The organism is Mariniflexile maritimum (assembly GCF_009746565.1).
GTDB lineage: Bacteria > Bacteroidota > Bacteroidia > Flavobacteriales > Flavobacteriaceae > Mariniflexile > Mariniflexile maritimum.
Window position 1 is genome coordinate 307,462 of sequence record NZ_WRPN01000003.1, and the last position, 26,521, is coordinate 333,982.

The 26,521-nt window shown below is 39.6% G+C and carries 17 protein-coding genes; 7 read left to right on the forward strand and 10 right to left on the reverse strand.

The features are described 5' to 3' along the window. Positions 1–26 precede the first annotated feature (26 nt). The 7 genes from GQO80_RS06675 to GQO80_RS06705 all read right to left on the reverse strand — a co-directional run bounded on the left by GQO80_RS06675 (position 27) and on the right by GQO80_RS06705 (position 11,162). Entirely contained in the window at positions 27–305 is a 279-nt protein-coding gene (locus GQO80_RS06675) for a F0F1 ATP synthase subunit epsilon (protein WP_157207560.1), read from the reverse strand. A 29-nt stretch (positions 306–334) separates the two neighbouring features. Then, positions 335–1,843, reverse strand: a complete 1,509-nt coding sequence (gene atpD, locus GQO80_RS06680) for a F0F1 ATP synthase subunit beta (protein WP_157207561.1) — start codon at positions 1,841–1,843, stop codon at positions 335–337. Between the two features lie 164 nt (positions 1,844–2,007). Beyond that, the gene (locus GQO80_RS06685; protein WP_232333124.1) at positions 2,008–3,570 is read right to left on the reverse strand and encodes an SGNH/GDSL hydrolase family protein; all 1,563 of its coding nucleotides are present in this window, start codon (positions 3,568–3,570) and stop codon (positions 2,008–2,010) included. Position 3,571: 1 nt separating this feature from the next. Next, on the reverse strand, positions 3,572–6,367 hold the full coding sequence (locus tag GQO80_RS06690) for a TonB-dependent receptor (RefSeq protein WP_157207562.1): 2,796 nt from the start codon (positions 6,365–6,367) through the stop codon (positions 3,572–3,574). 216 nt (positions 6,368–6,583) lie between these two features. After that, entirely contained in the window at positions 6,584–8,431 is a 1,848-nt protein-coding gene (gene glmS, locus GQO80_RS06695) for a glutamine--fructose-6-phosphate transaminase (isomerizing) (RefSeq protein ID WP_157207563.1), read from the reverse strand. 166 nt (positions 8,432–8,597) lie between these two features. Beyond that, positions 8,598–10,328: a DUF4270 domain-containing protein gene (locus GQO80_RS06700; protein WP_157207564.1), complete on the reverse strand. Its 1,731-nt coding sequence runs from the start codon at positions 10,326–10,328 to the stop codon at positions 8,598–8,600. A gap of 24 nt (positions 10,329–10,352) precedes the next feature. Next, positions 10,353–11,162: a glycogen/starch synthase gene (locus GQO80_RS06705; RefSeq protein ID WP_157207565.1), complete on the reverse strand. Its 810-nt coding sequence runs from the start codon at positions 11,160–11,162 to the stop codon at positions 10,353–10,355. 572 nt (positions 11,163–11,734) lie between these two features. On the opposite strand from GQO80_RS06705, the gene panC reads away from it, so the two are divergent. The 6 genes from panC to GQO80_RS06735 all read left to right on the forward strand — a co-directional run bounded on the left by panC (position 11,735) and on the right by GQO80_RS06735 (position 21,116). After that, positions 11,735–12,583 (forward strand): pantoate--beta-alanine ligase, encoded by an 849-nt coding sequence (gene panC, locus GQO80_RS06710; RefSeq protein WP_157207566.1) that lies wholly within the window; start codon positions 11,735–11,737, stop codon positions 12,581–12,583. 13 nt (positions 12,584–12,596) lie between these two features. Further along, positions 12,597–12,947, forward strand: coding sequence for an aspartate 1-decarboxylase (gene panD, locus GQO80_RS06715; protein WP_157207567.1), 351 nt, complete (start codon positions 12,597–12,599; stop codon positions 12,945–12,947). Between the two features lie 5 nt (positions 12,948–12,952). Continuing rightward, entirely contained in the window at positions 12,953–13,945 is a 993-nt protein-coding gene (locus GQO80_RS06720) for a lysylphosphatidylglycerol synthase transmembrane domain-containing protein (protein ID WP_157207568.1), read from the forward strand. A gap of 64 nt (positions 13,946–14,009) precedes the next feature. Further along, positions 14,010–15,158: an alpha/beta hydrolase gene (locus tag GQO80_RS06725; protein WP_157207569.1), complete on the forward strand. Its 1,149-nt coding sequence runs from the start codon at positions 14,010–14,012 to the stop codon at positions 15,156–15,158. Between the two features lie 38 nt (positions 15,159–15,196). Continuing rightward, positions 15,197–16,555, forward strand: a complete 1,359-nt coding sequence (gene radA, locus GQO80_RS06730; RefSeq protein ID WP_157207570.1) for a DNA repair protein RadA — start codon at positions 15,197–15,199, stop codon at positions 16,553–16,555. A gap of 334 nt (positions 16,556–16,889) precedes the next feature. Beyond that, a complete protein-coding gene (locus tag GQO80_RS06735) occupies positions 16,890–21,116 on the forward strand; it encodes a LamG-like jellyroll fold domain-containing protein (RefSeq protein ID WP_157207571.1) in 4,227 nt (1,408 codons plus the stop codon). Positions 21,117–21,241: 125 nt separating this feature from the next. On the opposite strand, the gene GQO80_RS06740 is transcribed toward GQO80_RS06735, so the two are convergent. The 3 genes from GQO80_RS06740 to GQO80_RS06750 form a co-directional block, all read right to left on the reverse strand. Continuing rightward, on the reverse strand, positions 21,242–21,682 hold the full coding sequence (locus tag GQO80_RS06740) for a LexA family protein (protein ID WP_157207572.1): 441 nt from the start codon (positions 21,680–21,682) through the stop codon (positions 21,242–21,244). A gap of 59 nt (positions 21,683–21,741) precedes the next feature. Further along, positions 21,742–22,998, reverse strand: coding sequence for a Y-family DNA polymerase (locus GQO80_RS06745; RefSeq protein WP_157207573.1), 1,257 nt, complete (start codon positions 22,996–22,998; stop codon positions 21,742–21,744). Between the two features lie 67 nt (positions 22,999–23,065). Next, positions 23,066–24,559 carry an aminotransferase-like domain-containing protein gene (locus tag GQO80_RS06750; protein WP_157207574.1) on the reverse strand — a complete coding sequence of 498 codons (1,494 nt, stop codon included), beginning with the start codon at positions 24,557–24,559 and terminating at the stop codon, positions 23,066–23,068. A 79-nt stretch (positions 24,560–24,638) separates the two neighbouring features. On the opposite strand from GQO80_RS06750, the gene GQO80_RS06755 reads away from it, so the two are divergent. Next, the gene (locus GQO80_RS06755) at positions 24,639–26,480 is read left to right on the forward strand and encodes a TonB-dependent receptor plug domain-containing protein (protein WP_157207575.1); all 1,842 of its coding nucleotides are present in this window, start codon (positions 24,639–24,641) and stop codon (positions 26,478–26,480) included. Positions 26,481–26,521: the final 41 nt, after the last annotated feature.

The following is a 26,521-nucleotide window of genomic DNA, read 5'->3' on the forward strand; positions in this document are numbered from 1 at the left end:
GGGTTTGGATTTTGAAATAAAAATTTCTAGTCGGCTAAAATGATGATTTTATTATCTTTCATTTCAAGGGTACCAGAATTAATCTTCAATAAGGTTGCGTTTTTTTCGCCCTTAATAAATTTATCTTTTACAGTGTCATCCAGTTCAATGTTTCCTGAAATCTTAACATACCCTTCTTTCAACAATGAAACTATTGCTGCGTGGTTGTTCAACATTTCAAAATTTCCATTCACTCCAGGTACAGCAACACTGGTTACTTCGCCACTGAACAAGGTTGCTTCAGGTGATACAATTTCTAAATACATCTTTTTTAATTATGGATTATGAATTAATACTACGCTTCCGCAAGCATTTTTTCTCCGGTCTCGATAGCTTCTTCAATGGTACCTTTAAGGTTGAACGCTGCTTCTGGCAGATGATCTAGCTCACCGTCCATAATCATGTTAAAGCCTTTGATGGTTTCTTTAATATCAACCAGTACACCAGGAATGCCGGTAAATTGTTCGGCTACGTGGAAAGGTTGCGACAAGAAACGTTGTACACGTCTTGCGCGACCAACCGCTAATTTATCGTCTTCTGAAAGCTCTTCCATCCCAAGAATGGCGATAATATCCTGTAATTCTTTATAGTGTTGTAATAATTTTTTAACACGTTGGGCACAAGCGTAATGGTCGTTTCCTAAAATTTCGGCCGTTAAGATACGTGAAGTAGAATCTAACGGGTCCACCGCTGGGTAAATACCTAACTCGGCAATTTTACGCGATAATACGGTTGTTGCATCTAAGTGGGCAAAGGTTGTTGCAGGAGCGGGATCGGTTAAATCGTCGGCAGGCACATAAACCGCTTGCACCGAAGTAATAGAACCTCTTTTTGTTGAAGTGATACGCTCTTGCATGGCGCCCATTTCGGTTGCCAATGTTGGTTGGTACCCTACCGCCGATGGCATACGGCCTAATAGTGCAGATACCTCAGAACCCGCTTGTGTAAAACGGAAAATATTATCAACAAAGAACAACACATCCTTTCCTTGGCCTTCGCCTGCACCATCACGGAAATACTCGGCAATGGTTAACCCCGATAAGGCCACACGCGCACGTGCTCCGGGAGGTTCGTTCATTTGTCCGAACACAAAGGTTGCTTTCGATTCTTTCATTCCGGCTTTATCCACTTTTGATAGATCCCATCCACCTTCTTCCATAGAGTGCATAAAATCTTTTCCGTATTTAATAATGCCAGATTCCAACATTTCCCTTAAAAGGTCATTTCCCTCACGGGTTCGTTCACCAACGCCCGCAAACACTGAAAGTCCACCATGGCCTTTGGCTATATTGTTAATCAACTCCTGGATCAATACCGTTTTACCTACGCCTGCACCACCGAACAAACCAATTTTACCACCTTTTGCATAAGGCTCAATTAAATCGATAACTTTAATTCCGGTAAATAATACCTCGGTAGAAGTTGATAAATCTTCAAATTTTGGGGCTTGACGGTGAATTGGCAAACCTGCATTACCAGCCTTGGGCAAATCTCCAAGACCATCGATAGCATCGCCAATTACATTAAACAAGCGCCCATAAACATCATCACCAATGGGCATTTGAATGGGTGCGCCTGTAGCCACAACTTCTGTACCTCTGCTTAAACCGTCGGATGAATCCATCGCAATAGTACGCACGGTATCTTCACCAATGTGAGATTGTACTTCTAGCACCAATAAAGAACCGTCGGGCCTTTTGATTTCTAGTGAATCGTAAATTTTTGGAAGTTCAGAACCTGCGCCGAATTGAACATCGATAACGGGACCTACTATTTGAGCAACTTTACCTGTAACTATTGACATTACTTATATGTTTAATATTATGCGTTTTAATTCAGTGAAACCCATTTTGGTTTTCGCGTGCAAAGATATGTCTTTTAATTTAAAATGAAAGTTGTTTTTTTCTTTTTTGCAATAAAAAAACACCTCCGTTTTGAAGGTGTTTTTAAAGCTGTAATTTTTATTGATTATTGCAACGATGGCGAATAATTTGTTGGATAATCGCCCGCTTTCGCTACGTTTCCTGACGCAACAAAGTTTGAGCCAAATTTTGCATCGATAGCTTCTAAAAACTTGTTTGCCATAAAAGCGTAACCCCTTGCGGTTAAATGAATGCCGTCTAAACTTATGGCACCGCCAGTAACCAGTTTTGCATTCATTTTGTAATTATCAAAAGTAATGCCTGTTGAAGCTAATTGCTTTAAAATAGCGTTTAAATCTACCAAGGCTATATTGGGGTTTGAACTTGCAATACTTCCAATAGTAGCATTATACGCATCGGTCGCTGCCTTAATGGCGGCTTGTTCGCTGGGGATTAGCACCCATTTATCTTCTAAAGGCACTGCAACACCGTTTACAGTTTGTGCGTTACCGGGAATTGCCAAAGTGCCAATAAAGTTTGATGCTGGCAATACAAGCAAATCTTCGGGGGTAGCTTGTCGCATGCTTTTTAGGGCAGGATTAATGGTTGTTAAATCGGTTAAGCTCTCGTCCATTATCACAACCGCATTGTTTGGTGAGGCCGTGAACATAATTTTTCTCTTAGCAATTTCGGCTGTTGCCTGTGCTTGGGTTTTAGCACCAACACTAACTAAATAGGCAAATGCTTGAGCAACACCTGCGTTATAGGCCCCATAAGCCGCTGCACTGTTTAAATACCCTGCGGTAGCAGCATCTAAAGGAACAGGATTGTATGGTACCGTTGTAAAATGGGGCAAATCGGTAATGTAGGGCACATTCGTAATAACACCCTTTGCGCCTCCCGATGTTAAGCTGGTAACCAAATAAGCAAATGTAGCATCAAAACCAACACCCACAGCACCCGCACTTGGCGTAATAACATCAGACCCATCACCGCCAGATAGTGCATAGCCCAAAACATCGTTTCCACCAATTTCCGACAACGTAAAAAAGGTTGGTTTTTTTGCAACTGCATCGCCCAACATGGTTGCCGTTGGACTTGAAGCCATTCTTACAAAGTAAGGATTTGCCGTTTTGGTGGCTAAATTTGCAATATTTCCGTAACCATTAAAAAGCAAATGATAACTTTTTGCACCGGGTACGCCCATATTATTAAATGGTCCCTTTACATTGTTTTTTGCCAAATCTGTTGTAGAAATTTTTGGGCCTATTATAGTTGTTATAGAAACTGGGCCTTTACCACCAAACACCAATCGTGGCGCTACGGTTGAACCAGGTAATTGCACCCCATTTAAGGCTATACCTCCAAGATTATCGCTCATTAAAGGCTGCGTGAAGGAGCTGTTCCCTAATTCGGCAAAATGTTTGGCCAAAATATTTGGGAAAGAATTTTCCTGAGAGGCCTTAAACAAAGCACTATCTGTAAAACCTGCTGTAAAAGAAGCCCCTATGGCTACATAGTTGGTAAAATCGGCATTACCAGCGGTTAGTTCAGGTAGCGGCATTACGGGTTCTTCCCTGCTAACGTCTTCAATATCATTACAAGCTGTTAATCCTAACAGGATCGCTATCAGCCATATATATTTTGTGTTCATAATGTTCTTTTTCATTTTATAAGTTATTAATTGTCCAAGATACATAGTACATGGATCCTATAAAACCTGTACCAAATGCAGTAAAATATTCATCACCCAAAAGGTTTGTTGCGCCCGCTTTAAATGTAGATTTGAAACTTGGCACCTTAAAATTAATTTGCGCATCGACTACATGAAATTCTGGCACAACTCCATTTCCAAAAGTTGCTTCCCAGAAATAATCATCACTAAATCTATAAGCTATATTGAATCCGAAGTTCTTAAACAATTCGGTGTTACCAAAAGAGGCCTTAAATTTATGTTCTGGCGTGTTGAAATTGGTAGTAAAATCTGGAAATTTATTTTGGTCGAAATCCAATTTTGCATAAGTGTAGCTTCCACTAATATCGAAATTACCAAATATTTTAGTGGATACACCAACAGATGCACCGTATGAATTAACATTGGCCGGTGAGTTTGTATAGGTGCTGTACGCCTGAAAATCGCCATTGGCAATAGCCGCAATTGATAGGCCGTTATCACCAACTGTTCCATAATAAGGGGCTACTACAACTTCTTGGGAAATAAAGTCTTTGTATTTGTTGTAATAAGCACTCATATCTACAATAATATTACTGAACTTGCCCCTGTAACCAACCTCGGCGGAAGTAACCTGCTCTGGCTTTACCAAACTGGGGTTTGCAATAGCATCAGGATTTGTTAATACTGCTGGATTTCCTGTGGCTTGCAGTTCTAATAGCGCACTTCTGGTATAAGAATTATTATAAGCAACACCACCTGTTTGGGTTATGCTTGATGGTTGCCCTAAAAGCACACCACCACCACTTACGTTAAAAGTCCTTACATACCTATCTAAGTTACTGGGTGCCGCACCCACCAAAATAGCCCTACCTGCATCTAAACCAATGAATAGGTCTTGGGTTGTTGGATTTCTAAATCCGGTTTGAACGGATGCTCTAATATTATGATTGTTATTAACGGTTAAACCGGCAGAAAGTCGTGGAGAAAAGAAGCCATCAAAAAATTCGGATTTATCATATCGTATAGAACCTGTAAGTTTTAGTTTTAAGGCTTCATTCAGGTCTAAGTCTTTTTGGATTTGTGTATAAACGCCATATTCAGAATAACTAATGGACCCATTTTTATCGGTATAGATAGTTCCCGAAGAATTTAGGTCGTATTTTCTGTAAGAGCCACCTACTTGTATTTCGGCAAAATCTATTAAATGGCTTAGATTATAGTTTCCATCTGCATGATAATAAATAGATGCGTCCTGGAACTTAGAACCCGTAGTTAAATCTGGGTCGTTTATACTTTTGTTATAGGCATCAATAAACCCTTGGGATCCTGGTAAAAAGCGTCCATTCTCTGCCACTGCTCTAGCCGCCGCGTGAGCTTGGTCTTCAGTTGCTCCACCCAAAGTAGCTTGCACAAAAGCCCCTGTGTATTGTCCGAACCAGGTTTGGTCGGGCTTCCATGCACGGTTAATGTTTATTCCTGTAAATACCATGTCATAGGAATCGCCAGCTTTATCAGACACCATATAACCCCTTAAGAAGAAATTATCGTTTTTAATTTCGATTTTGTGTTGCTGTTGGAAAAAGTTGTCTATGCTATATCGATTGGTGCCTTGGTAGATTGTGGAGCCAGTACCCACTTTACCAACGTACTGGATCTCAAAATCGTTTTCCCACGGCCTGTAATAAAGTCCCCAATCAGCCTTGATGCTTTTTGCGTCATAATCGGTGAGATCACGTTCATTATAGCCTGTTCTACTTACGTTAACCGACGGTACTAAAGCGGATGCCCCCGAAGGTAAAATACCCAAACCTTCAAGTGTTTTAGCAACCCCGTTTATATTTGTAGATACTTCATCGCCATAAACGTTTACACCATTATAATTTATATTTGATTGACGGGTACCACCAATCATATCATTATCAACCTCACTTGTTGCAGCCCAATCGGTTCCTTTTAGGTATCCAAAATTTATTTTAGCGGCAAATTTTTTGCTAAATTTATAGGCTGCACGCATGCTTACATCGGTGTATTCATTATCTCCAGCAGACTTTTGGGAAGTAATACCTCTTTTAATAGAAGTACTAATACCTTGGTAGTCGAAAGGATTTTTGCTTCGCATAAATAGGATGCCGTTAAAAGCGTTGGCTCCATAGAGTGCGGAAGATGCTCCTGGTAAAAGCTCTACACTCAAAACATCGGTTTCTGTCATACCTATTAAGTTGCCTATTGGAAAATTAAGGGCTGGAGTAGAATTATCCATCCCATCTACCAATTGCATAAAGCGGTTGTTTGCAAATGTGGCAAAACCCCTGGTGTTAACCGACTTAAATGTTAAACTATTGGTGTTTACGTCAACGCCTTTTAAGTTCTCCAAGTCATCATAAAAATCGGCCGATGCCGTATTTTTAATTTCCTTTAGGCCCAATCGCTCCACCGTTACTGGCGATTCAAAAATGCGCTCTGGAGTTCTGGAGGCCGAAATAACCACTTCGTCGAGTGCCGTTCCTTCTTTAAGAACAAAAGCCAGGGTTTGGTTATTGGCCGTAACCTGTTTTACAACTGTTTCAAAACCAATACTGCTTGCCCGAACACTAAAAGGCGGAGTTTGGTTAACTGAAATTGAAAAACGACCGTCAAAATCGGTAATGGTGCCTGTTGATGTGCCCACCAAGATGATGTTTGCCCCTGGGATAGGCTGACCATTATCATCAACAACAGAACCTGAAATTTTTGTTTGAGAGTACATAACTCCACAAAAAAATAACAGTAAAAATGGGAAAATTGTTTTCATGTATTTTATTAAGTTAGTTTTTAGAACAACAATATATATATATAAATTATTACTTGTATATAAAATTGCAAAAAAATTATGCGCGCATAGAATGATTTAACAAAAAAAGGTGCAAAAAACTACTTTATTCGCAATGAAGACCGCGATAAAAAGAAATTGCCATAACGGTTATTGAAGTTATGGCAATGTATGAGTTGAAGTTGTAAAGCTTTAAAATCACTCTACCGTTACAGATTTTGCTAGGTTACGTGGCTGATCGACATTTTTACCCAACAATACAGCAATGTGATAGGACAATAACTGCAAGGGTATGGTTGTTAATAAAGGCGACAAGGATTCTAAAGTATCTGGAACCTCAATAACATGGTCGGCTAAATCCCTAACCTGGGTGTCGCCTTCGGTAACAATCCCAATTATTTTACCTTTTCTTGACTTTATTTCTTGAATGTTGCTCACTACTTTTTCATAATGCCCCTTTTTGGTTGCTATCACAACAATAGGCATATTCTCGTCAATTAAGGCAATGGGGCCGTGTTTCATCTCAGCAGCAGGATAGCCTTCGGCGTGTATGTATGAAATCTCCTTTAATTTCAATGCGCCCTCTAGGGCTACCGGAAAGTTATAACCCCTTCCTAAATAGATGCAATTACGGGAGTCTTTATAAATTTCGGCAATCTTTTTAATATGGGCATCCAATTTTAAAGCTTCTTCAACTTTTTTAGGAATCATTTCCAGCTCAAGCAAATGATGTCTAAAATCGGAACTGCTAATCGTACCTTTTGCCCTTGATAAACGCAACGCCATTAAGGTTAACACGGTAATTTGTGTTGTGAACGCTTTAGTTGATGCCACCCCAATTTCTGGACCGGCGTGGGTATAGGCCCCTGCATCGCTTTCGCGAGCTATGGATGAACCTACCACGTTACAAACCCCAAAAACAAACGCTCCTTTAGATTTTGCCAATTTTATGGCCGCCAAGGTATCGGCCGTTTCGCCAGATTGCGAAATGGCAATAACCACATCTTTTTCGGTTATTACAGGATTTCTATATCTAAATTCTGAGGCATACTCTACTTCTACAGGAATTCGTGCCAAATCTTCAAAAATATATTCTGCCACCAAACCAGCGTGCCACGATGTACCACATGCCACTATAATAATACGGTCGGCATTGAGGAATTTTTTCATATTATCTTCCACTCCAGCCATTTTTATAATGGCCTCGTTTCTTAAAAGGCGTCCTCTATATGTATCGGTGATGGCTTTTGGTTGTTCATGGATTTCCTTGAGCATAAAATGGTCGTACCCGCCTTTTTCAATTTGCTCAAGGTTAAGTTGAAGTTCCTGAACGTAGGGATCAACTAAAGAATCGTCCTTGATTTTTCTAACTTTTATATCTTTATGAAACCTAATAATGGCCATTTCCTCGTCTTCAAGATAAATGGCATTTTTAGTGTATTCCAAAAACGGGGAAGCATCACTAGCGATAAAAAACTCATCTTCGCCAACTCCAACCGCTAAAGGGCTTCCTAAACGGGCCACCACAATTTCTTCTGGTTTATTTTTATCGAAAACAGCTATGGCATAAGCTCCAACTACTTGGTTTAAAGCTATTTGTACCGCTTTCCCGAGTTTAACGTTTTCCTGTTTTTTAACATCTTCAATTAGGTTGATGAGCACTTCGGTATCGGTATCAGACTTGAAGGTATAACCACGTGCCATCAACTCTTTTTTTAGCGAACCGTAATTTTCAATGATTCCGTTATGGATGATAACCAATTCACCGGAATTGGAGATATGCGGATGCGAGTTTACATCATTCGGTACCCCATGGGTTGCCCATCGGGTATGGCCAATACCTACGCTTCCATGTTTTGAAATTTGTACATCGGCTAGGGCTTCCAAATCGGATACCTTGCCCTTTGTTTTACATACTTTAAGGTCGGTGCCATCAAAAAGGGCAATACCAGCGCTATCATATCCTCTATACTCTAATCGCTTAAGCCCCTCGATTACAATAGGGTATGCTTCTCTTGTTCCTATATATCCTACAATTCCACACATAATTTTTAATTTGATTTGGGTTTTAAATTCAACGCAAATATGTAAAATAAAATATTACCGACAGATAATAATTATATAAAGTCCAATTATATACGATGAAATTCACTCTTTAAATAAAATCAGGAATAAATTTTCGTTTTAATAAGGTAAAAATGAATTTGAAACACTATTTGGGCGCTGTAAAAAACACTTGTAAGGTCATTTTTGCAGCATCTGAAGTGTTGGTACCCCTTAAAACAGTACCTCTTGGCGTTATTACTGCTGCCGCAGGAATTGCAGTTACTTCACCGCCAATGTTCAATAATTTAGCACTATTTACTTGGTTCACATTGCTTGAAAGTACTAACCCAATTTTAATATCATCGTTGGATGCATCTCTAAGTAAAATATTGTTCAAGTGTTCGGTAAGGTGTATTTTGTATTTTGAAACACCTGCTGCATCGGTTTGCCGTTGCCCTAAATGAAAATAAGTTGAGTTGAACGGATCGGCAGTATTGTTTGTGGTAGGGTCAAAACCATAATCTGTTAACGTTGTGTTGTTTTTAATATCGTAAGCGAACAACCTGTCGTATTTATGGTAGGCATCGCCATTGGCATAGGGCCCTTGTGTAGCCATATCTTTATCCTCATACACGGTTAAAATGGCATCGTTTATTAAGCGCTTTAGCTTATAATTACCTGTAATGGCATCTTTTTTATATCCTCCGTTACCGTCGGACACGCGGTAGGTTTTTTTGAAATAGTCCAATGCTGAAACGGTGCTGCTATTTCCGTTTTCATCGGTATAGACTTTTTGTCCGCTAAACAAATCTACTACGGCCATCGCGCCTTCGGCCCCTTTTAAGTAAAGTTTGCTATCGCCCAAAACCGGATCGCCAGATGCCAAGGGCTGGGTAAAATTATTAGTAAACGTATTTAATATATTACCGCCTTTAAAATTTAGCACATAGGTTCCTTTTATACGCGCCCCCCCTTCGGTTGTAGGGTTTTTAGTGTAATTAATGGTGATGTTTGCGTTTGTTCCCGACAGGTTCAACAAAATCATGTTGCCCTTACCATCTATGGCCTCGGCTTTAAAATACAAGCCCCTAAAATAATTTTTAAAACTACTTGCATTGCTTAATTCGGTTGCGCCACCTTTGTCTATAATGGCTGCTTGCCAAAAAGCGGTGCTTAACGACACATTTAAAGCGGGCGCCGATTGGGTTGTAACCGCTGCATCGCCTTCGCCAGTGGTGGTTTTAATTGGGTCGCTACTTGGTTTAAAAGAGGTGTTTTCATAAATAAGTTCTCCTTTAAAGTCATCAAAATTTATTAATGAAGCCCCGTTGAGTACAAAGTTATTGGTAGCGTTTAAACTGCCCTCGGCCCTAGAATAATAATTTTGCTGGTCGCCAGTTGGCAAATTAGGATCGAAGTCCCTTAAAAAATAGTTGTTTTTATAAATAGTTAGCTTCATTGGGTTGATGGAACCATCGGGGTTTTTTCCGTATAGAGAATCGGAAATGGTGTAGGTAGAATTTCCATCAACAACACCCGTAACCCGACTGTAATAAGGTATGTTCAAAATAACCGACTCTACTTGAGGGTTGGTACCAAAATCTGGGTTATAGGTAACAGGTAGTAGCTGTGTAACAATACTTGCGGTGGTTTGCCCAAAAGCTGGATCGTTATAAACACCCAATAAATTTGATGGCAGGCCGTTAATTTGTACTGCCTCCAACTTTTTATTATAGGCTACTATTTGAAAAAGTTCGGTGTTGGTATTAAAATTGGTGTTTTCTTCACCTAAAACATCGCTTTCTAGAACGGCGTAATCTTTGTCGCAGGCTATAAACAATAAAACAATGGCAAGGGAAACTATGGGAAATCTTAGGGCTTTAACGGTATTTTTCATATAATATTTTAACGAACAGATGGGTTAGCTTAATACGTTGGCATTAAAAAATGCTTTGTAGGCTTCGCCAAATTCTTCTTTATTTTTGTATTCTAAAACAGGTTTATTTGATGCGTTTAAGTAGGCTTCCAATTCTTTGGGCATGTTTTCAGACCCAACAATCAAGGCATCGGAATAATCGATGGCTACTTTCATTAAATTTACATACGATGGTTCTTCCAAAACTTTAATGGCCTCTTCTTTTATGTTGTCAAATTTAACCTTATTAAACATATCTTTATTTAAGGTATTGTTAAAACTTTGATTATAAACGGAAGTTACTATTTTGCTATCGCTAAACAGGGGCTCATCTTTATAATATTCCTTGAGATAAATGGGCAATAAGGCTGCCAACCAACCGTGAACGTGTATAATATCGGGCGACCAATTTAATTTTTTTACTGTTTCAATAACGCCTTTTGCGAAAAAGATGGCACGTTCGTCGTTATCGGGAAACAAACTTCCCTCCTCATCCGTCAAGGTTGCTTTTCTTTTAAAATATTCGTCGTTATCAATAAAATAAACCTGGATGCGTTCTTTGGGAATTGAAGCTACCTTAATAATAAGTGGCATATCCAAATCGTTGATCACTAAATTAATACCGGAAAGCCTTATGACCTCGTGCAATTGATGGCGACGCTCGTTAATGTTGCCGTACCGTGGCATAAAGATGCGTATCTGTCCTCCTTGTTGGTTCACCAGTCTGGGCGCTTCAAAAGACATTGAAGAAATTTCGGTTTCTGGTAAATACGGCATTACTTCAGATGATACATATAATATCCTCTTATCTTTCATGTGTTCAATTTTATTGTTTTTTAACGGTCACATGGTGCTTCCATATCATAATCTCGTAAAATATCAAAATTTCGTAATGGAAGGTTCATGTGTTCAATTTTATTGTTTTTTAACGGTCACATGGTGCTTCCATATTATAATCTCGCAAAATATCAAAATTTCGTAATGGAAGGTTCATGTGTTCAATTTTATTGTTTTTTAACGGTCACATGGTGCTTCCATATCATAATCTCGCAAAATATCAAAATTTCGTAATGGAAGGTTCATGCATTTCTACTTATTCTTTTTATTCTTTCTTTCGTACACATACCACACTCACCTAATCATTTTTAAGTATGATTAAAATGTTGGTTAGGTATTTCATATAAAGCAAATTATTGTGTTTTTAATGGTCGGTTATCATGCACTTGTGGGCATTGTTGCATACGGTTGGTGTTGGTTCATGCTCATTTCATAGGATTGTTTTTGGCATATTTTTGAGAATTCGAAATAAAAAACACGCAAAAGTACAAAATTTTATGCAGATTGATTGTAAAATCTTAAGTTTGCACCCATTAATTTTAAATTGAAACGTGGATATTTATTCAGAAAAACAGCAAATTGCAACTGCTATCCGCACTTTAAAAGCAGAAAAAGCAACTTTAGGCTTGGTGCCAACCATGGGCGCTTTGCACAAAGGCCATTTGGCGCTGGTAAAAAAAGCCCTTGAAGAGAACGACAAAGTATGTGTAAGCATTTTTGTTAACCCTACCCAGTTTGACAATCCCGACGATTTGGCTAAATACCCACGAACCCTTGAGCAGGATCTTGAACTTTTGAAAAGCTTGAGCGACAGTATTTTAATTTTTGCGCCCACAGTAGAAGCGGTGTATGAAGGACGAACCCTATCGGAAAAGTTCCATTTTGATGGTTTGGAACACGAAATGGAAGGCAAATTTAGAATCGGCCATTTTGACGGCGTGGGCACCATCGTAAAACGCCTGTTCGATATCATACAGCCCGACAAGGCCTATTTTGGTGAAAAGGACTTTCAGCAGTTACAAATTATAAAAAAGCTGGTCGAAATACACAAAATCCCCGTCAATATAGTGGCTTGCCCCATTTATCGCGAACCATCGGGTCTGGCCATGAGCTCGCGCAATACCCGACTAAAACCCGATTATAAAAAAGCGGCCCCTTTTATTTACAAAACCTTAAAAACTGCCAAAAAACAATTTGGCACAAAAAGTGCTGTTAACGTTACACAATGGGTTGAAAAACAATTTGCAAGCCATAAACTATTAAAATTGGAATATTTTATTATTGCCGACGAAACGTCGCTGAAAACCGTAACACGAAAATCAAGCACCAAGCAATATAGAGCGTTTATAGCTGTATATGCAGATGATATAAGACTTATTGATAATATCGCTTTAAATTAATTATCTTTGCCACATGCAAATACAAGTAGTAAAATCTAAAATACACCGCGTAAAATGCACCGGCGCAGAACTTAACTACATCGGTAGTATTACTATTGATGAAGATTTAATGGAGGCTGCCAATATTATCCAAGGCGAAAAAGTACAGATTGTAAATAACGATAATGGCGAACGCTTGGAAACCTACGTTATACCAGGCCCCAGAAATAGCGGCGAAATTACGCTTAATGGTGCCGCTGCCAGAAAAGTCTCGGTGGGCGATACCTTAATTTTAATAACCTACGCCTTTATGGATATTGAAGAAGCTAAAGTATTTAAACCTTCCTTAGTGTTTCCCGACGAGGCTACAAACCTTTTAAAATAAAGGGCTTGAACCAACAAATTAAAAAAATATCTAAAATTGTACTCCCATTGCTATTGGGAGTTTTTTTAGTTTGGTACTCCCTATCAAAAGTTTCTATTGACGACATTCTTGTTTATCTAAAAAAATCGAATTATTTCTGGCTCCTTGCAGGTTCCTTTTTAGGGTTTCTCAGCCATGTATCGCGGGCTTACCGTTGGCGCTTTCAATTAGAGCCCATGGGCTACAACATTAAACTGGGAAACAGCATGATGGCCGTTTTTGCTACCTATTTAATAAACTACACCATTCCGCGTGCGGGCGAGGTAGCCAGAGCTTCCATACTTGCAAATTATGAAAATGTGCCCTTTGAAAAAGGTCTTGGAACCATCATTGCCGAACGTATTGCCGATTTAATTGTCATGTTCTCAATCATAACCATTACCCTTTTTCTTCATTTCGATTTCATCTACGGGTATTTACTTCAAAAGTTCAATGCCACAAAATTGGGCGTTGCTTTGGTTTTGGCTGTTGTGGCATTTCTTGTTTTTACAAAATACATCAAAAAAAGCAAGTCTAAATTAGCATCCAAAATAAAAACAATCATTAACGGGTTGATTGAAGGGATATTAAGCATTTTCAAAATGAAAAAAAAATGGGCTTATATTTTTCACACCTTATTTATTTGGTGCATGTACGTGCTCATGTTTTATGTAACCTCGTTGGCCATTAGCGATTTAGGGCATTTATCATTGGGCATTATTTTAACGGGTTTCATTGCTGGCAGTTTTAGCATTGCGGCTACAAACGGCGGCATTGGCTCGTACCCACTTGCCATTTATGCGGCATTTTCTATTTTTGGAATTGCCCAAGAACCCAGCATCGCGTTTGGTTGGATTATGTGGGCAGCACAAACCCTCATGATTATAATTGCGGGTGGTTTATCGCTTATTTATTTGCCCATTTACAACAGAAACAAGTTGAAAAACGAAAAACCAAACTCGGAAGAGGCTTCCGTTTAAAACCGCGTTTTTTGTTTTAACTTATTTCTTACCTTGCGTTACAAATCTCAAATCAATTCATAAAATGAAACACATCCTTTACGTTTTGTTGCTTTTCTGCTCACTTAATTATGTTGAGGCGCAAGTTAAATACGAATCCATAGAATCTGCAAAACTTGGTCAAACACGCGAATTAAAAATACAATTACCTCGCAGCTATAGTAACAATACCGATAAAAAATATCCGCTGTTCATTGTTTTGGATGGCGATTATCTGTTTGAAGCCGTTGCCGGAAACGTAGATTATTATTCCTATTGGGAAGACATGCCCGAAGCCATTGTGGTAGGCATAAACCAATTTGATACAAGGGATGATGATTGTTTGTATTCCGAGCAAAATTCACTTCCCATTGAAAAAGGAGCGGCATTTTTCGAGTTTATTGGCATGGAACTAATCCCACACTTAGAAAAAAAATACCGAAGCGCCAATTTCAGGGTTGCCGTTGGCCATGGTGAAACCGCCAATTTTATCAATTATTTTCTGCTGAAACCCCAGCCCGTATTTAAAGCCTACATTGCCATAAGCCCTGAACTGGCACCTAAAATGCTGGAATATATACCCGAGGTTTTAGGAAAAACACCCTCTAAACTATTTTACTATTTGGCTAACACCAACAACGATTCCGCGTCCATAAAAAAGATGACAGAAGCATTACATGCCGATATTTCGGCATTGGAAAACAAAAACCTAACCTACAAATTCAATAGTTTTGAAGGCCCATCGCATTATTCTGTGCCCACGCACGCGATTCCGAACGCTATCGAAAAAATATTTAAAGTGTTTCAACCAATAAGTAAGGAAGAATATACGGAAACCATCCTAAAACTTGAAACCTCTCCGGTAACCTATCTTGAAGACAAATACAAAACCATTGATGAATTGTTTGGTATAAAAAAACAAATTTTGGTCAATGATTTTAAAGCCATTGCAGCCGCTATTGAAAAGAACAAAAAGTTCGAGCATTACGAAGCCTTAGGGAAATTGGCACGCGATGCCTACCCAAAAACGCTTTTGGGCAATTACTATTTGGCGCGTTTTTATGAAGAAAGTGGCGACACAAAAAAAGCGATGCGAACCTACCAATCGGCCTTTACCTTAGAGGAAATAGCAGGACTTACCAAAGATTTAATGCTAGAAAAGGCAGAAGCCATTAAAACCGATTTTGGATATTAATAAAATGCCTAAAACCTAAAACCCTTCACCAAAAAAAAATGGCCAAAGTAAAAACAACGTTTTTTTGTCAGAATTGTGATTCGCAATACGCCAAATGGCAAGGGCAATGCAATGCTTGCAAAGAATGGAACACCATTGTTGAAGAAGTAATCCAAAATCCTGAAAAAAGCGACTGGAAATTACCCACTTCCGCAGTAAAAAAAGCAGCAGTACCTTTGCGCATTAAAGATATAGACGTTTCCAACGAAGCCCGAATGGACACCTGCGATGGCGAGTTTAACCGCGTTTTGGGAGGTGGAATCGTTCCCGGTTCTTTAATCCTTTTAGGTGGCGAACCCGGTATTGGAAAAAGCACGTTGCTGCTTCAAATTTCATTAAAATTACCGTACAAAACGCTATATGTCTCAGGTGAGGAAAGCCAAAAACAAATAAAAATGCGTGCCGAACGCATTAACCCAACCAACAACAATTGTTATATCCTTACTGAAACCAAAACACAAAATATCTTCAAACAAATTGAAGCCTTGGAACCCGATATTGTGATTATCGATTCTATCCAAACGCTCCATTCCGATTATATAGAGTCTTCATCTGGAAGCATTTCACAAATAAAAGAATGTACTGCTGAACTTATCAAATTCGCAAAGGAAACAGCCACCCCCGTATTGTTAATTGGCCATATCACAAAAGATGGCAACATTGCAGGCCCCAAAATTTTAGAGCACATGGTGGACACCGTGTTGCAATTTGAAGGCGACCGCAACCATGTATTTAGAATTTTGCGTGCACACAAAAACCGTTTTGGCTCCACCAACGAACTGGGTATTTATGAGATGCAGGGTTCTGGGTTACGTGAGGTTTCCAATCCTTCTGAAATTTTAATTTCCAAAAAAGACGAAGAACTTTCGGGCAACGCCATTGCCGCCACTTTAGAAGGCATGCGCCCATTAATGATTGAGGTACAGGCTCTGGTAAGTACCGCTGTTTACGGCACGCCACAGCGCAGTGCTACCGGTTTTAATGCCAAACGTTTAAATATGTTGTTGGCGGTATTGGAAAAACGCGCTGGGTTCCGTTTGGGTGCAAAAGATGTATTTTTAAACATTACCGGCGGCATTAATGTTGATGACCCTGCTATAGATTTGGCAGTGGTTGCCGCTATCTTGTCTTCCAATGAAGATGTGGCGCTTCAAAAAGATATTTGTTTTGCTGCCGAGGTTGGCTTATCTGGTGAAATTCGCCCCGTACAACGTGTAGAACAGCGCATTTTAGAGGCTGAAAAATTAGGTTTCTCCACTATTTTTGTTTCTAAATACAATAAAATTTCACTAAAAAAAACAACTATCAAAGTTCAATTAATTTCTAAAATTGAAGATTTGGTTACCTTTTTATTATAGGCTTTATTTAAAATTCAATGCTTTTTATCGGACAAAACAATCACTTTATCTATAATTGTTTTGGTTTTGTCGATTTTTTATGTTAATATTGTGCTATTATAGAATCAATTACATAAAATATTGGTTCTATAATGCTGAAATATTCTTCCCTCAAGTTTAGATTCAAAAATCATTTCAAGTAAAAAAACTAGGTAAACACCTCAAAACGAGATGTACTTCATCGATTTTTTTCATGGAAGTTAACCGTTTGTAGTATAATTTTGATTTTTCAACGAAAAAAATACATAACTATTTGAATATAAGCTAATTTTGACCCACCCAAATCTATCGCATAATGAAAACAAAACTACTGTTCAGTTTTACTGTATCTGTATTTGTGCTAACTTTTTCCTTTGCACAAAATTCCGATGTTCAAATAACAGTCTCATGGCCCACCAAGGCTTATGAAAACAAGATCGAGGTTTATAATACCTCCAACGATTTAATTACCACCCTTTGCGACAACAACCAATGTTACACAACTTCGCAACAAGGGGTAACAGATGCTTACGGTTCTCGATACAATTTAGGATGTGTGGCCAATGGCAATAATTACTATATAAAAATTTACGACATTGCCAATGATGGATGGGCCAGTGGCAGTAAGGTTTCGGTAAAAGTTGCTGGGGTCGAGGTTATTAACAATAATGGCAGCACTGCAAATACCACTGGCAAAATAATATACTTTAATGTAGCGGGTGGCGATGCTACTTGTAATAGCCTATTGGATACCGATCGCGATGGCGTTATTGATAATTTAGATTATGATGATGATGGCGACGGAATTCCAGACGGCGTTGAGAATTTAGGCGAAAACAGGTTTGAATGTACATTGCCTGAATTGGCCTTTCAAAACGGTGCTTACGATGCCTCGGCAAGCGCGGGCCCCATAGGAACGGTAGGGGCCGTTTACCGATTTAGCAACTCCATACAAGGTTATGATGTATTAATGCAAATTACCGAACTAACGGGTACATCCATCGCCAATATTGATAACGATGCCGTAGATAACCCTACATTTTTACAAACCGAACTTACACTTTCGGGAACAGGAACACCGGGTGCTACGTTTAAATTCACCATTGTTAACGCAGGTACCACAACGCCCTCATCTGAAATATTTAGGGTAAATGGTATTACCTGGGATTGTGATGGTAGTGGCAATTTACGCGAATCGGTAATTTATTATGATGCCGCCGCTTATGGCACCGAAAACCCTACCTCGCTAGAAGTGCAGGATTTAGGCGCTGGCGACATACAAATTAGCGCCTCCGGACTGCAAGAAGGCCCCGGCTTTTCAACCTTAAAAGTACTGCGCGCCTATTATCAATTTATTGGAAACTCGTTTACAATGCGCATGCAGGCCATCAAAACAACCGCAGGTGCTTCAACGAGGCAATTTGGCATGTCGTTTACCCAATGTGAATTTTTAGATTTTAATGCCAACTCTTTAATAATTGTTACCGGTGAGGATTTTGATGAAGACGGAAAATTCAACCATTTAGACCTAGATAGCGACAATGATGGCATTCCCGATAATGTTGAAGGACAACAAACACTGGGTTACATCGCACCATCTGGTGTTGTTAAAAAAGAAACAGGTATCGACTTGGTTTACGGAAATGGCATTCAGGTTGTGGACACCGATATGGATAAAATCCCCGATTTTATAGATATTGATTCTGATAATGATGGCTTATGGGATATTGAAGAAAACGGTATGGCGAATGAAATTGTTGTTTTTACCGACCCGGATAATGATGGGTTAGACAACCTTTTTGAAGGTTCCAACCTAAACGACCCCAATGATGTAAACGATGAAATTGATAATCCTTCTGCATCCATTTTACCCGATGTTGACGGTGATTTGTTAACTGGAGGCGATTTGGACTATAGAGATTTATTTGATGGCAACCCGCCCATGTATGCCACCATCGATTTTGATGGCGTTGACGATTATTTAGCTGCACCAGGTTTTATAAATGGCAAAGGCGAAGTAACCATTATGGCATGGATAAAAATTGATGCACAAAACGCAGGCAACCCCAAGGCCGTCATTGTGGGCGAAGGCGAGTGCAGTGTGTATATAAAAGATGGGAATATGCCTCATTTTCAAATAAAAACGAGTGCCGGATTACAAACGGTAGGCCCCATTAACGGAATTAATTATAACGAATGGCACCATATTACGGGCGTATTTTCAAACGTAACAGGAAAAGTGCTTGTGTATGTTGATGGCGAAGTTGATTCAGGAGCCATTTTCCCTATTGTCGTAGGAAAAACATTGGTGAATTCTACCTCATGGAACGGAAACTTTGAAATAGGAAAAGCCTCAATAGTCAATAAAAAAGACTATTTTAAAGGATATATAGATGAGGTGCGCGTGTTTGACGTGGCTCTAACCACCGATCAAATTCAGCGCATGGTTTATCAAGAAATTGAGAACAACTCTGGAAAGGTTAAAGGAACGCTTATTGATAAAGATATTGTGGATATGGACACCTCAGCTACCATTCCATGGCCCAACTTATTGGCCTATTACCCTATGACTCATATAGTGAATGGAACTACAACCGATTTCTCATCCCATTCAAGAACACTGCGCCTGCACAATATTACCACCATTCAACAACAAACGGCACCCATGCCCTTTGAGACTAAGGCAGATGGCGATTGGGCACAAACAAACACGTGGTTACATGGCGATGTTTGGGATATTGAAGACGCCACTAAAAACAAAAATTGGAACATTGTACATATAAAAGACCTGGTAACATCAACCAATTCGCATACAAACTTAGGCCTTTTTATAGATGAAGAAAAATCACTTAAAATATTTGGAGACCATAAAGTTGAAAACTCCTGGCTCCTTGAACTTAATGGCACGCTCGATTTGCAAGGCGACTCGCAATTGATACAAGGAATTCATAGCGATTTGGTAACCTCAACCACAGGCAAGATTATACGTCGCCAAGAAGGAACATCCAATAAATTTAGATACAATTATTGGGCTTCCCCTATTGGTGCTCTGGGTTCAACAAATTTAACCAATAACAATGCCCCAACCAACAACCCCAACAACAGCCCTTTTAAAGTAAATATGCTAAAAGATGGTGCGGGCGTTAATTTCCAGTTTACCTCTGCTTACGACCAACTTGGTAAAATAAGCACCTATTGGCTATACACCTACATAAACGGCTTAACCTATTGGGATTGGGCTTTTTTAAACCCCAACACCCCATTAAGCCCCGGCGTAGGCTATACGCAAAAAGGCACTGGTAATGCAGGTTTAGAACAGCAATATATTTTCGAGGGCAAACCAAACAACGGCACCATTTTAGTAAATGTAACCGACACAGGTGGCCCAGGAGATGTTGCCGCTGTTTCAAAAACCGAGTATTTATTGGGCAATCCTTACCCTTCTGCCTTGGATATCCATAAGTTTATTGATGACAATGAAGGCGTTATAGATGGCGTTTTACAATTATGGCAACAATGGGCAGGCGATTCCCATAATTTGGATGAATACAAGGGAGGCTATGCACAGGTGAATAAATTAGGCTCTTGCAGAGCGTTCCAGTTTGTGGGAATATCGGGTGCACATAACGGCTCGCAAGATGGCACTATAAAACCTTCCAGATACCTGCCCGTAGCACAAGGGTTTATAACCCAAATAGTGGCAAACGGTAACGTGGAATTCAATAATGGCCAGCGTGTTTTTATAAAGGAAGCAGATGCTGATGGCACGTTTGATACGGGTTCAACATTCTTCAAATCGGCAAATTCAAAAGCAAAAAAAGCAAGCGATTCCGATAAGCCACTGGAAGATACGATGCAAAAACTGCGCTTGGAATTTACCGCGGTGGTAGGGCCAAAAACAAAAAGGGAAGTACTTTTAGGCTTTAGCAATACAACTTCCGATGGTTACGATTATGGCTACGATGCCCCATGCGACGAGGCCAGCAACAACGATTTTAATTTGAATTTAGATGGAAAAAACATGAACATGCAAGCATACGGCCCAATTACCAAAGACAAGGTCGTTCCATTAAACTTTAAATCGTCTGGCAATAATACGTTTGAAATAAAAGCTACCGAATTTGAAAACATACCCGAAAACCAAGAAATTTATTTAAGAGATAATGAAACGGGCAGCTATTTCGATTTAAAACAAGCCATGGCCTACCGTTTCTCATCGGCACAAGGAAAGTTCAATAATAGATTTGAAATCGTGTTCCAATCGGATAAGGCACTTCTAAGTACCGAAGCATCGCAAATTTCAGGGAATTTTATTTATTACCAAAATGAATCGAAAACCTTGTTCGGCAAAAAGCTAAGTACTGCCATCGATAAGTTGGCGATTGTAAATATGCGCGGGCAAACGGTACTGGAATACACCAACGTATCGCAAGCAACTTTAAATAACGGCTTAAAATTATTAAACGTAGCATCGGGAACTTACGTGGCTTGGTTAAAAGCCCAAACCGGCGAAGTAATCACTAAAAAAATAATCATAAACTAATTTTTATAACCGTTGTTCATAAAGATTGGTTGACTAAAAAAGCGGAACCTTCCTGTTTCCATGAAGGTTCCGCTTTTTATTTGAGGTTGAAATGGCAGGTGGCTTCGTTCTGAAAAAAAAGGGACCTATACCTTTTTAATCACATTGGTAACGATGCCCCAAATGATAAAATCGTTTTCCTTGGTTATTTTTATAATAGGGTAATTGGGGTTTTCTGGTTGCAACCAAACCTCGTTTTTCTCGACTTTCAGGCGTTTTACGGTAAATTCGCCATCTAAAAAGCAAACAGCAATTTTATTGTTTGCGGGTTCCAAACTTCGGTCTATTACCAGCAAATCGCTATCGTCAAGTCCGGCACCAATCATCGATTGGCCGCTCACGCGTGCAAAAAAAGTGGCTTCTTTATTTTTTATAAGCTCTTTATCTAACGATAGGCGTTGTTCTTTAAAGTCCTCGGCGGGCGATGGAAATCCTGCTGAAATGCCCGTATCGAAAAAAAGCGCGCCCAAACCGCCAATTTCTTCGGGAGCAAAAAAAGTTAAGGTTTTGGATTGATGTAACAGCATGTCTTTAATTTTAGGGTAAAGATACTATTTAAAATGCTCTCTTTGGATGCGTAAAATTTTCATTTTACCTTAATAATATCGTTAATATTGGTGGTGTAACGTGGCGATAAACGTTCCTGCCGCATTTTCCAAGTACGTTTTAAATCTTGGTTTGCCAATTTCACTTTATTGTCGGCATATTTGGCATTCAGCCCGTCAATGGCTTTCATTAGTGGTTTGTGCTTGGGGTTTTCGGCTTCAAACAGGTGCAATTGATGGTTGTGCGTGGGCACCAAACCCATCACGATAACGCCTGCACGCTTATAGTTTATGCCTTCCTTAAAAATAGTGCTTACTGCCTGTACCGCTTGTTGACTGATAATTAAACTGGAATCGGTTGGAAACGGCAAACTTATCAATTTACTGGCACGGTGTTGCTCCATCGCCGTTTTATGCCTATCGCTGCTTAATATTACATAAATAAGATGGCAACTAGACCCTTGTTTTCGTAATTTTTCGGCGCAACTGGTGGCGAATGTGGAGATACGTTCCTTAATGTTTTCAAGGTCTGAAAACGTATATTCAAAACTGCGTGTGGTAGCAATGGCTTGCTTGGTTTTTACATCGTCCAATTGCAATGTTGGAATGCCTTCCAAATCTTTTTTGAGTTTCCACTCGACTATTGAGAAGTTTTTGCGCACCCATTCATCCGGAAGTTGCACAAAATCGAATGCTGTATGGCAATTTTTAGCTTTCAACCGTTTGGATAGCGCGCGACCAACGCCCCAAACATCTTCAATTTTAATCCATTTTAAGGCCTTTATGCGTTTTTCTTCGGAATCAATTACATATACGCCATGGGTTTGCACCGGGAATTTACGCGCAATTTTATTGGCTACCTTGCTTAACGCTTTAGTTGGTGCGATACCTACACAGGTTGGAATGCCCGTCCATTTTAAGACTCGGGTTCTTATTTGGTTGCCGTAATCGTTAAAATTGCAGTTCCCAAAACCTTTAAATTGCAGAAAACCTTCATCGATGCTGTACACCTCCACATTGGGTGTAAACTGTTGCAAAATGGCCATTACCCTACTGCTCATATCGCCATACAAAGGATAATTGGATGAAAACACCAGGATATTATTGGCTTTACAAAAGGCTTCCCATTTAAAAATAGGCGCTCCCATGGGTAAACCCAAAGCCTTCGCCTCATCGCTACGCGAAATAACACAGCCGTCGTTATTACTTAATATAGCAATGGGTTTATGGCGTAAATTAGGGTTGAAAGTGCGCTCGCAAGACGCATAAAAATTGTTACAATCTACTAAAGCGTACATAATTACTTAAATAAAACTTGCCTTGAAACAAGATTTTAAAATTACGCTTTTTATAAGAAACGTGCTTTTATTTTATAACGAAATCGTAGGCTATTTTTAATTTTTTAACAACACTTTCAATTTCTTCTGCGTTTAAATGGCCAAATCCAAAACGGATGCAACAGTGGTTTTTATCTTGGTACAGAATGGTTTTGGGAAGAAACACATCCTGTTTTTGGGCCTCGTCCGCTAATTTAACCAACGCTATTTTAGGCTCGAAACGCAACCATAAAGCCAATCCTCCAGATGGTTTTTCCCAGACCAAATTTTGTTTAAAATTTTCGGCAAGGCACTGGCATAAATAATCGCGCCGCTGCTTGTAAACAAGCGTGTTTTTTTTGATGAGTCGATGCATTTCACCTTCATAAATAAGTTCAGAAAGCATTTGTTCCTGAATTAAATCGCCTTGTTTATCGAGAATCTGCAAATAATTTTTAGCCTCGGAAATCAAGTTTTCCGGTGCTACCACAAAGCCCGTTTGAAAGCTCGGGAAAAGCGATTGCCCCAGTTTCCCTAAATAAATAATCATGCCATGCGCATCCGAACTTGCCATGGGCAACATGGCAGAGCCATCAAACTGGAAATCGTAATCATAATCATCTTCAATAATAGCAAATTGATAATCTTCTGCAAGCTGCATCAACTTTAAACGGCGTTCCACGCTCAGGGTTTTCGTTGTTGGGTAATGCCTGTGGGCACACACATATACGCAACGAATGTCGTGTTTTGAAAAGTGTTTCCTAATAAATTCTACATCAATCCCATGGTCGTCAACAGGAATGGTTTTTATGGTTGCACCAACTTGCTGAAAAATCATGTTTGCCGCATAATTGCTTAAATTTCCAATTAAGACAGTATCGTTGGGCTGTAATAGCAATTGGGAAACGATATACAAACTCATCTCCGTACTGCGCGTGCTCATTAAATTGTGGGGTTTAATGTGAAAACCACGCGTGGCATTTAAGTAATTACATAATTGCATCTCGAATGTCGAATGGGACGACAATGTATTTTGATTCCATTTTGAGATTAAGGTTTTACGTTTCATGGAAGCACTGTACCAACGTGAAAACTGATGTGTGGGATGCAGCCTTAAATCGGGTTGGCCATCATTAATACTGAATTTCTTTTGGGTCACTTCGGTTGTTGATGCCAAATGAAACGACGGCTGAAAAGGGAAGCCCGTGTTTTTTGGATAGGCGTTTACTTGATCAATGTGGTACGAAGTAGCCTTTATGGTTGCTGTTTTTTGTTCGGGCACCAATACAAAAGTGCCTTTGTTCGGAATGATTTCAACCCACCCTTGCGAAGCCAATTCATCGTAAATAGCAACAGCGGTGTTTCTGTGGATGTTGAATAATTTACTAAACGTGCGCGTACCGGGTAAGGGCATGCCTTCGGTTAAATAACTGCGCTGTATGGCGTTGATAATTTGTTGTGCCACCTGAATATAAACGGCCGTGTTACCCGATTTTTCAAAATGGATCAACTGTTTTAAAAGAGGATTAACCGGACTATTCATTGTTTTGAAACTGGACTATTTTACTCGTCCAGAAAGTTACGAATTTTGCAGCATCAAAAAACACTTTCAACCATTATTTATGACACGCATTTATTGCCTAGGCTTATTAATTTTATGTTCGCTACCGGGAACTGCCCAAAACAATCAGCATAAAGAACAAGATACCACCAAACTTGGCGAGGTCGTTATTACTTCAACCCGTATTAACTTACCGTTTCCGGAAAACTCGCGCACCATTTCAATCATTTCTTCAGAAAGCATAAAAAATAGTGCCGCCAGCACCTTAACAGATGTGTTGCAGCAAGTTGCGGGCATCGATGTAAAACGCCAAGGTACGGGTGGTACGCAGGCCGATTTGTACATTCGGGGTGGCAGTTTCGACCAAACCCTCATCCTTATTGACGGCATTAAAATGGACGATGCGCAAACAGGCCACCATACCTTAAACGCCACTTTGCCCCTCGATGTTATTGACCGTGTTGAAATTATAAAAGGCCCTGCTGCACGCGTTTTCGGCCAAAATGCCTTTACGGGCGCAATCAATATCGTTACGAAAAAAAAACTGGATAACGGCGGATCTGCAGCCATCGAAACAGGATCGTACAAACAGTTAAACGCTTCGGTTACGGTAACTTCCAATTTGGAAAACGCGTCGCACCTAATTCATGTGAACCGCAATACTTCGGATGGATACCGTTACAATACCGACTACGACAACCAAAATTATTTCATAAAAAGCATCTTCAACAAAAAAAGAAAAGCTATTGAAATGATTGCCACCTTCACCGAACGTAAATTTGGCGCCAATGGGTTTTATGCTATTCCAACGGCCATCAACCAATATGAAGAAACCCAAAATAGCCTGATTGGTTTTTCAACGGATTTTTCAACCGAAAAACTAAGCATCAAACCACGCATTTACTGGAAACGCAACCAAGACGCGTACCTGTATGTTCGCCAAAACCCCGCTGCTTTCAGGAATTTCCATATTAGCGATAAAATGGGCACCGAGGTAAATGCTTCCTACACATCCAGCGCGGGCATTACCGGTTTTGGCATCGATATATCGAAAACTTATTTAAGAAGCGATGGCACCACGGGCGGTTTGGGCAACAGGAATCGATTTATGGCGAATCTATTTTTAGAGCATTTGTTTAAACTAGCCAACGATAAACTGGACATAACCCCCGGTGTTGCCGTAACCTATTTTTCCGATTTTAAGTTTCACGCATTCCCGGGCATTGATATGGGCTACCGCTTAAACCCCAATTTAAAAGTGTACGGAAACATGGGCTATACTTACAGAATTCCCACTTATACCGATTTGTATTATAACGGCCCAAGCAATATTGGAAACGAAAACCTAAACCCTGAAGAGGCCCTTTCGGAAGAGATTGGATTAAAATATTTTTCGCCTACTTTTTCAATTTCCGCAGCACTTTTCAATAGGGATGCCAGCAAGTTAATAGATTTTATAAAAGAAAATGAAGCCGATAAATGGCAACCCGTTAACATTAGGGACTTAAACACCAAAGGTCTGGAAATTAATAGCTCGTACACTTTTAAACTAACTCATTTCAACCAAAGCATTTCATTAGGCTACACCTATTTAGACGACCAGGTAAAATCCTTAAACGTGAATTTTTCAAAATATGCCATTAACTCGTTAAAGCACCAAATAACCGGCCGTTTTAGTTCCCAATTAATTAAAAACTTGAGCCAAAACATAGTTTACAAACACGCCGAAAGAACAACGGGCACCAGCTATAACGTGTGGGATGCCTCGGTAGCATTAACCTTAAAACCATTTGAAATAACCTTAATGGCAAACAATATTTTTAATGCCGACTACAGTGAAGCCAATTTAATACCCATGCCAAAGGGCAACCTGCTTTTTGGCCTACGGTATAATTTTAACTAAAGTGTAACACGTAAATTAGATGACAATTTGCTAAGGATTTA

What these genes read in the sequence shown, in the direction of transcription:
- GQO80_RS06690 (WP_157207562.1), bottom strand. Translation starts at nt 6,367, where the DNA reads ATGAAAACAATTTTCCCATTTTTACTGTTATTTTTTTGTGGAGTTATG.
- GQO80_RS06675 (WP_157207560.1), bottom strand. Translation starts at nt 305, where the DNA reads ATGTATTTAGAAATTGTATCACCTGAAGCAACCTTGTTCAGTGGCGAA.
- GQO80_RS06755 (WP_157207575.1), top strand. Translation starts at nt 24,639, where the DNA reads ATGACACGCATTTATTGCCTAGGCTTATTAATTTTATGTTCGCTACCG.
- GQO80_RS06700 (WP_157207564.1), bottom strand. Translation starts at nt 10,328, where the DNA reads ATGAAAAATACCGTTAAAGCCCTAAGATTTCCCATAGTTTCCCTTGCC.
- atpD (WP_157207561.1), bottom strand. Translation starts at nt 1,843, where the DNA reads ATGTCAATAGTTACAGGTAAAGTTGCTCAAATAGTAGGTCCCGTTATC.
- GQO80_RS06750 (WP_157207574.1), bottom strand. Translation starts at nt 24,559, where the DNA reads ATGAATAGTCCGGTTAATCCTCTTTTAAAACAGTTGATCCATTTTGAA.
- GQO80_RS06685 (WP_232333124.1), bottom strand. Translation starts at nt 3,570, where the DNA reads ATGAAAAAGAACATTATGAACACAAAATATATATGGCTGATAGCGATC.
- GQO80_RS06735 (WP_157207571.1), top strand. Translation starts at nt 16,890, where the DNA reads ATGAAAACAAAACTACTGTTCAGTTTTACTGTATCTGTATTTGTGCTA.
- panD (WP_157207567.1), top strand. Translation starts at nt 12,597, where the DNA reads ATGCAAATACAAGTAGTAAAATCTAAAATACACCGCGTAAAATGCACC.
- radA (WP_157207570.1), top strand. Translation starts at nt 15,197, where the DNA reads ATGGCCAAAGTAAAAACAACGTTTTTTTGTCAGAATTGTGATTCGCAA.
- GQO80_RS06740 (WP_157207572.1), bottom strand. Translation starts at nt 21,682, where the DNA reads ATGCTGTTACATCAATCCAAAACCTTAACTTTTTTTGCTCCCGAAGAA.
- GQO80_RS06745 (WP_157207573.1), bottom strand. Translation starts at nt 22,998, where the DNA reads ATGTACGCTTTAGTAGATTGTAACAATTTTTATGCGTCTTGCGAGCGC.
- GQO80_RS06705 (WP_157207565.1), bottom strand. Translation starts at nt 11,162, where the DNA reads ATGAAAGATAAGAGGATATTATATGTATCATCTGAAGTAATGCCGTAT.
- GQO80_RS06725 (WP_157207569.1), top strand. Translation starts at nt 14,010, where the DNA reads ATGAAACACATCCTTTACGTTTTGTTGCTTTTCTGCTCACTTAATTAT.
- glmS (WP_157207563.1), bottom strand. Translation starts at nt 8,431, where the DNA reads ATGTGTGGAATTGTAGGATATATAGGAACAAGAGAAGCATACCCTATT.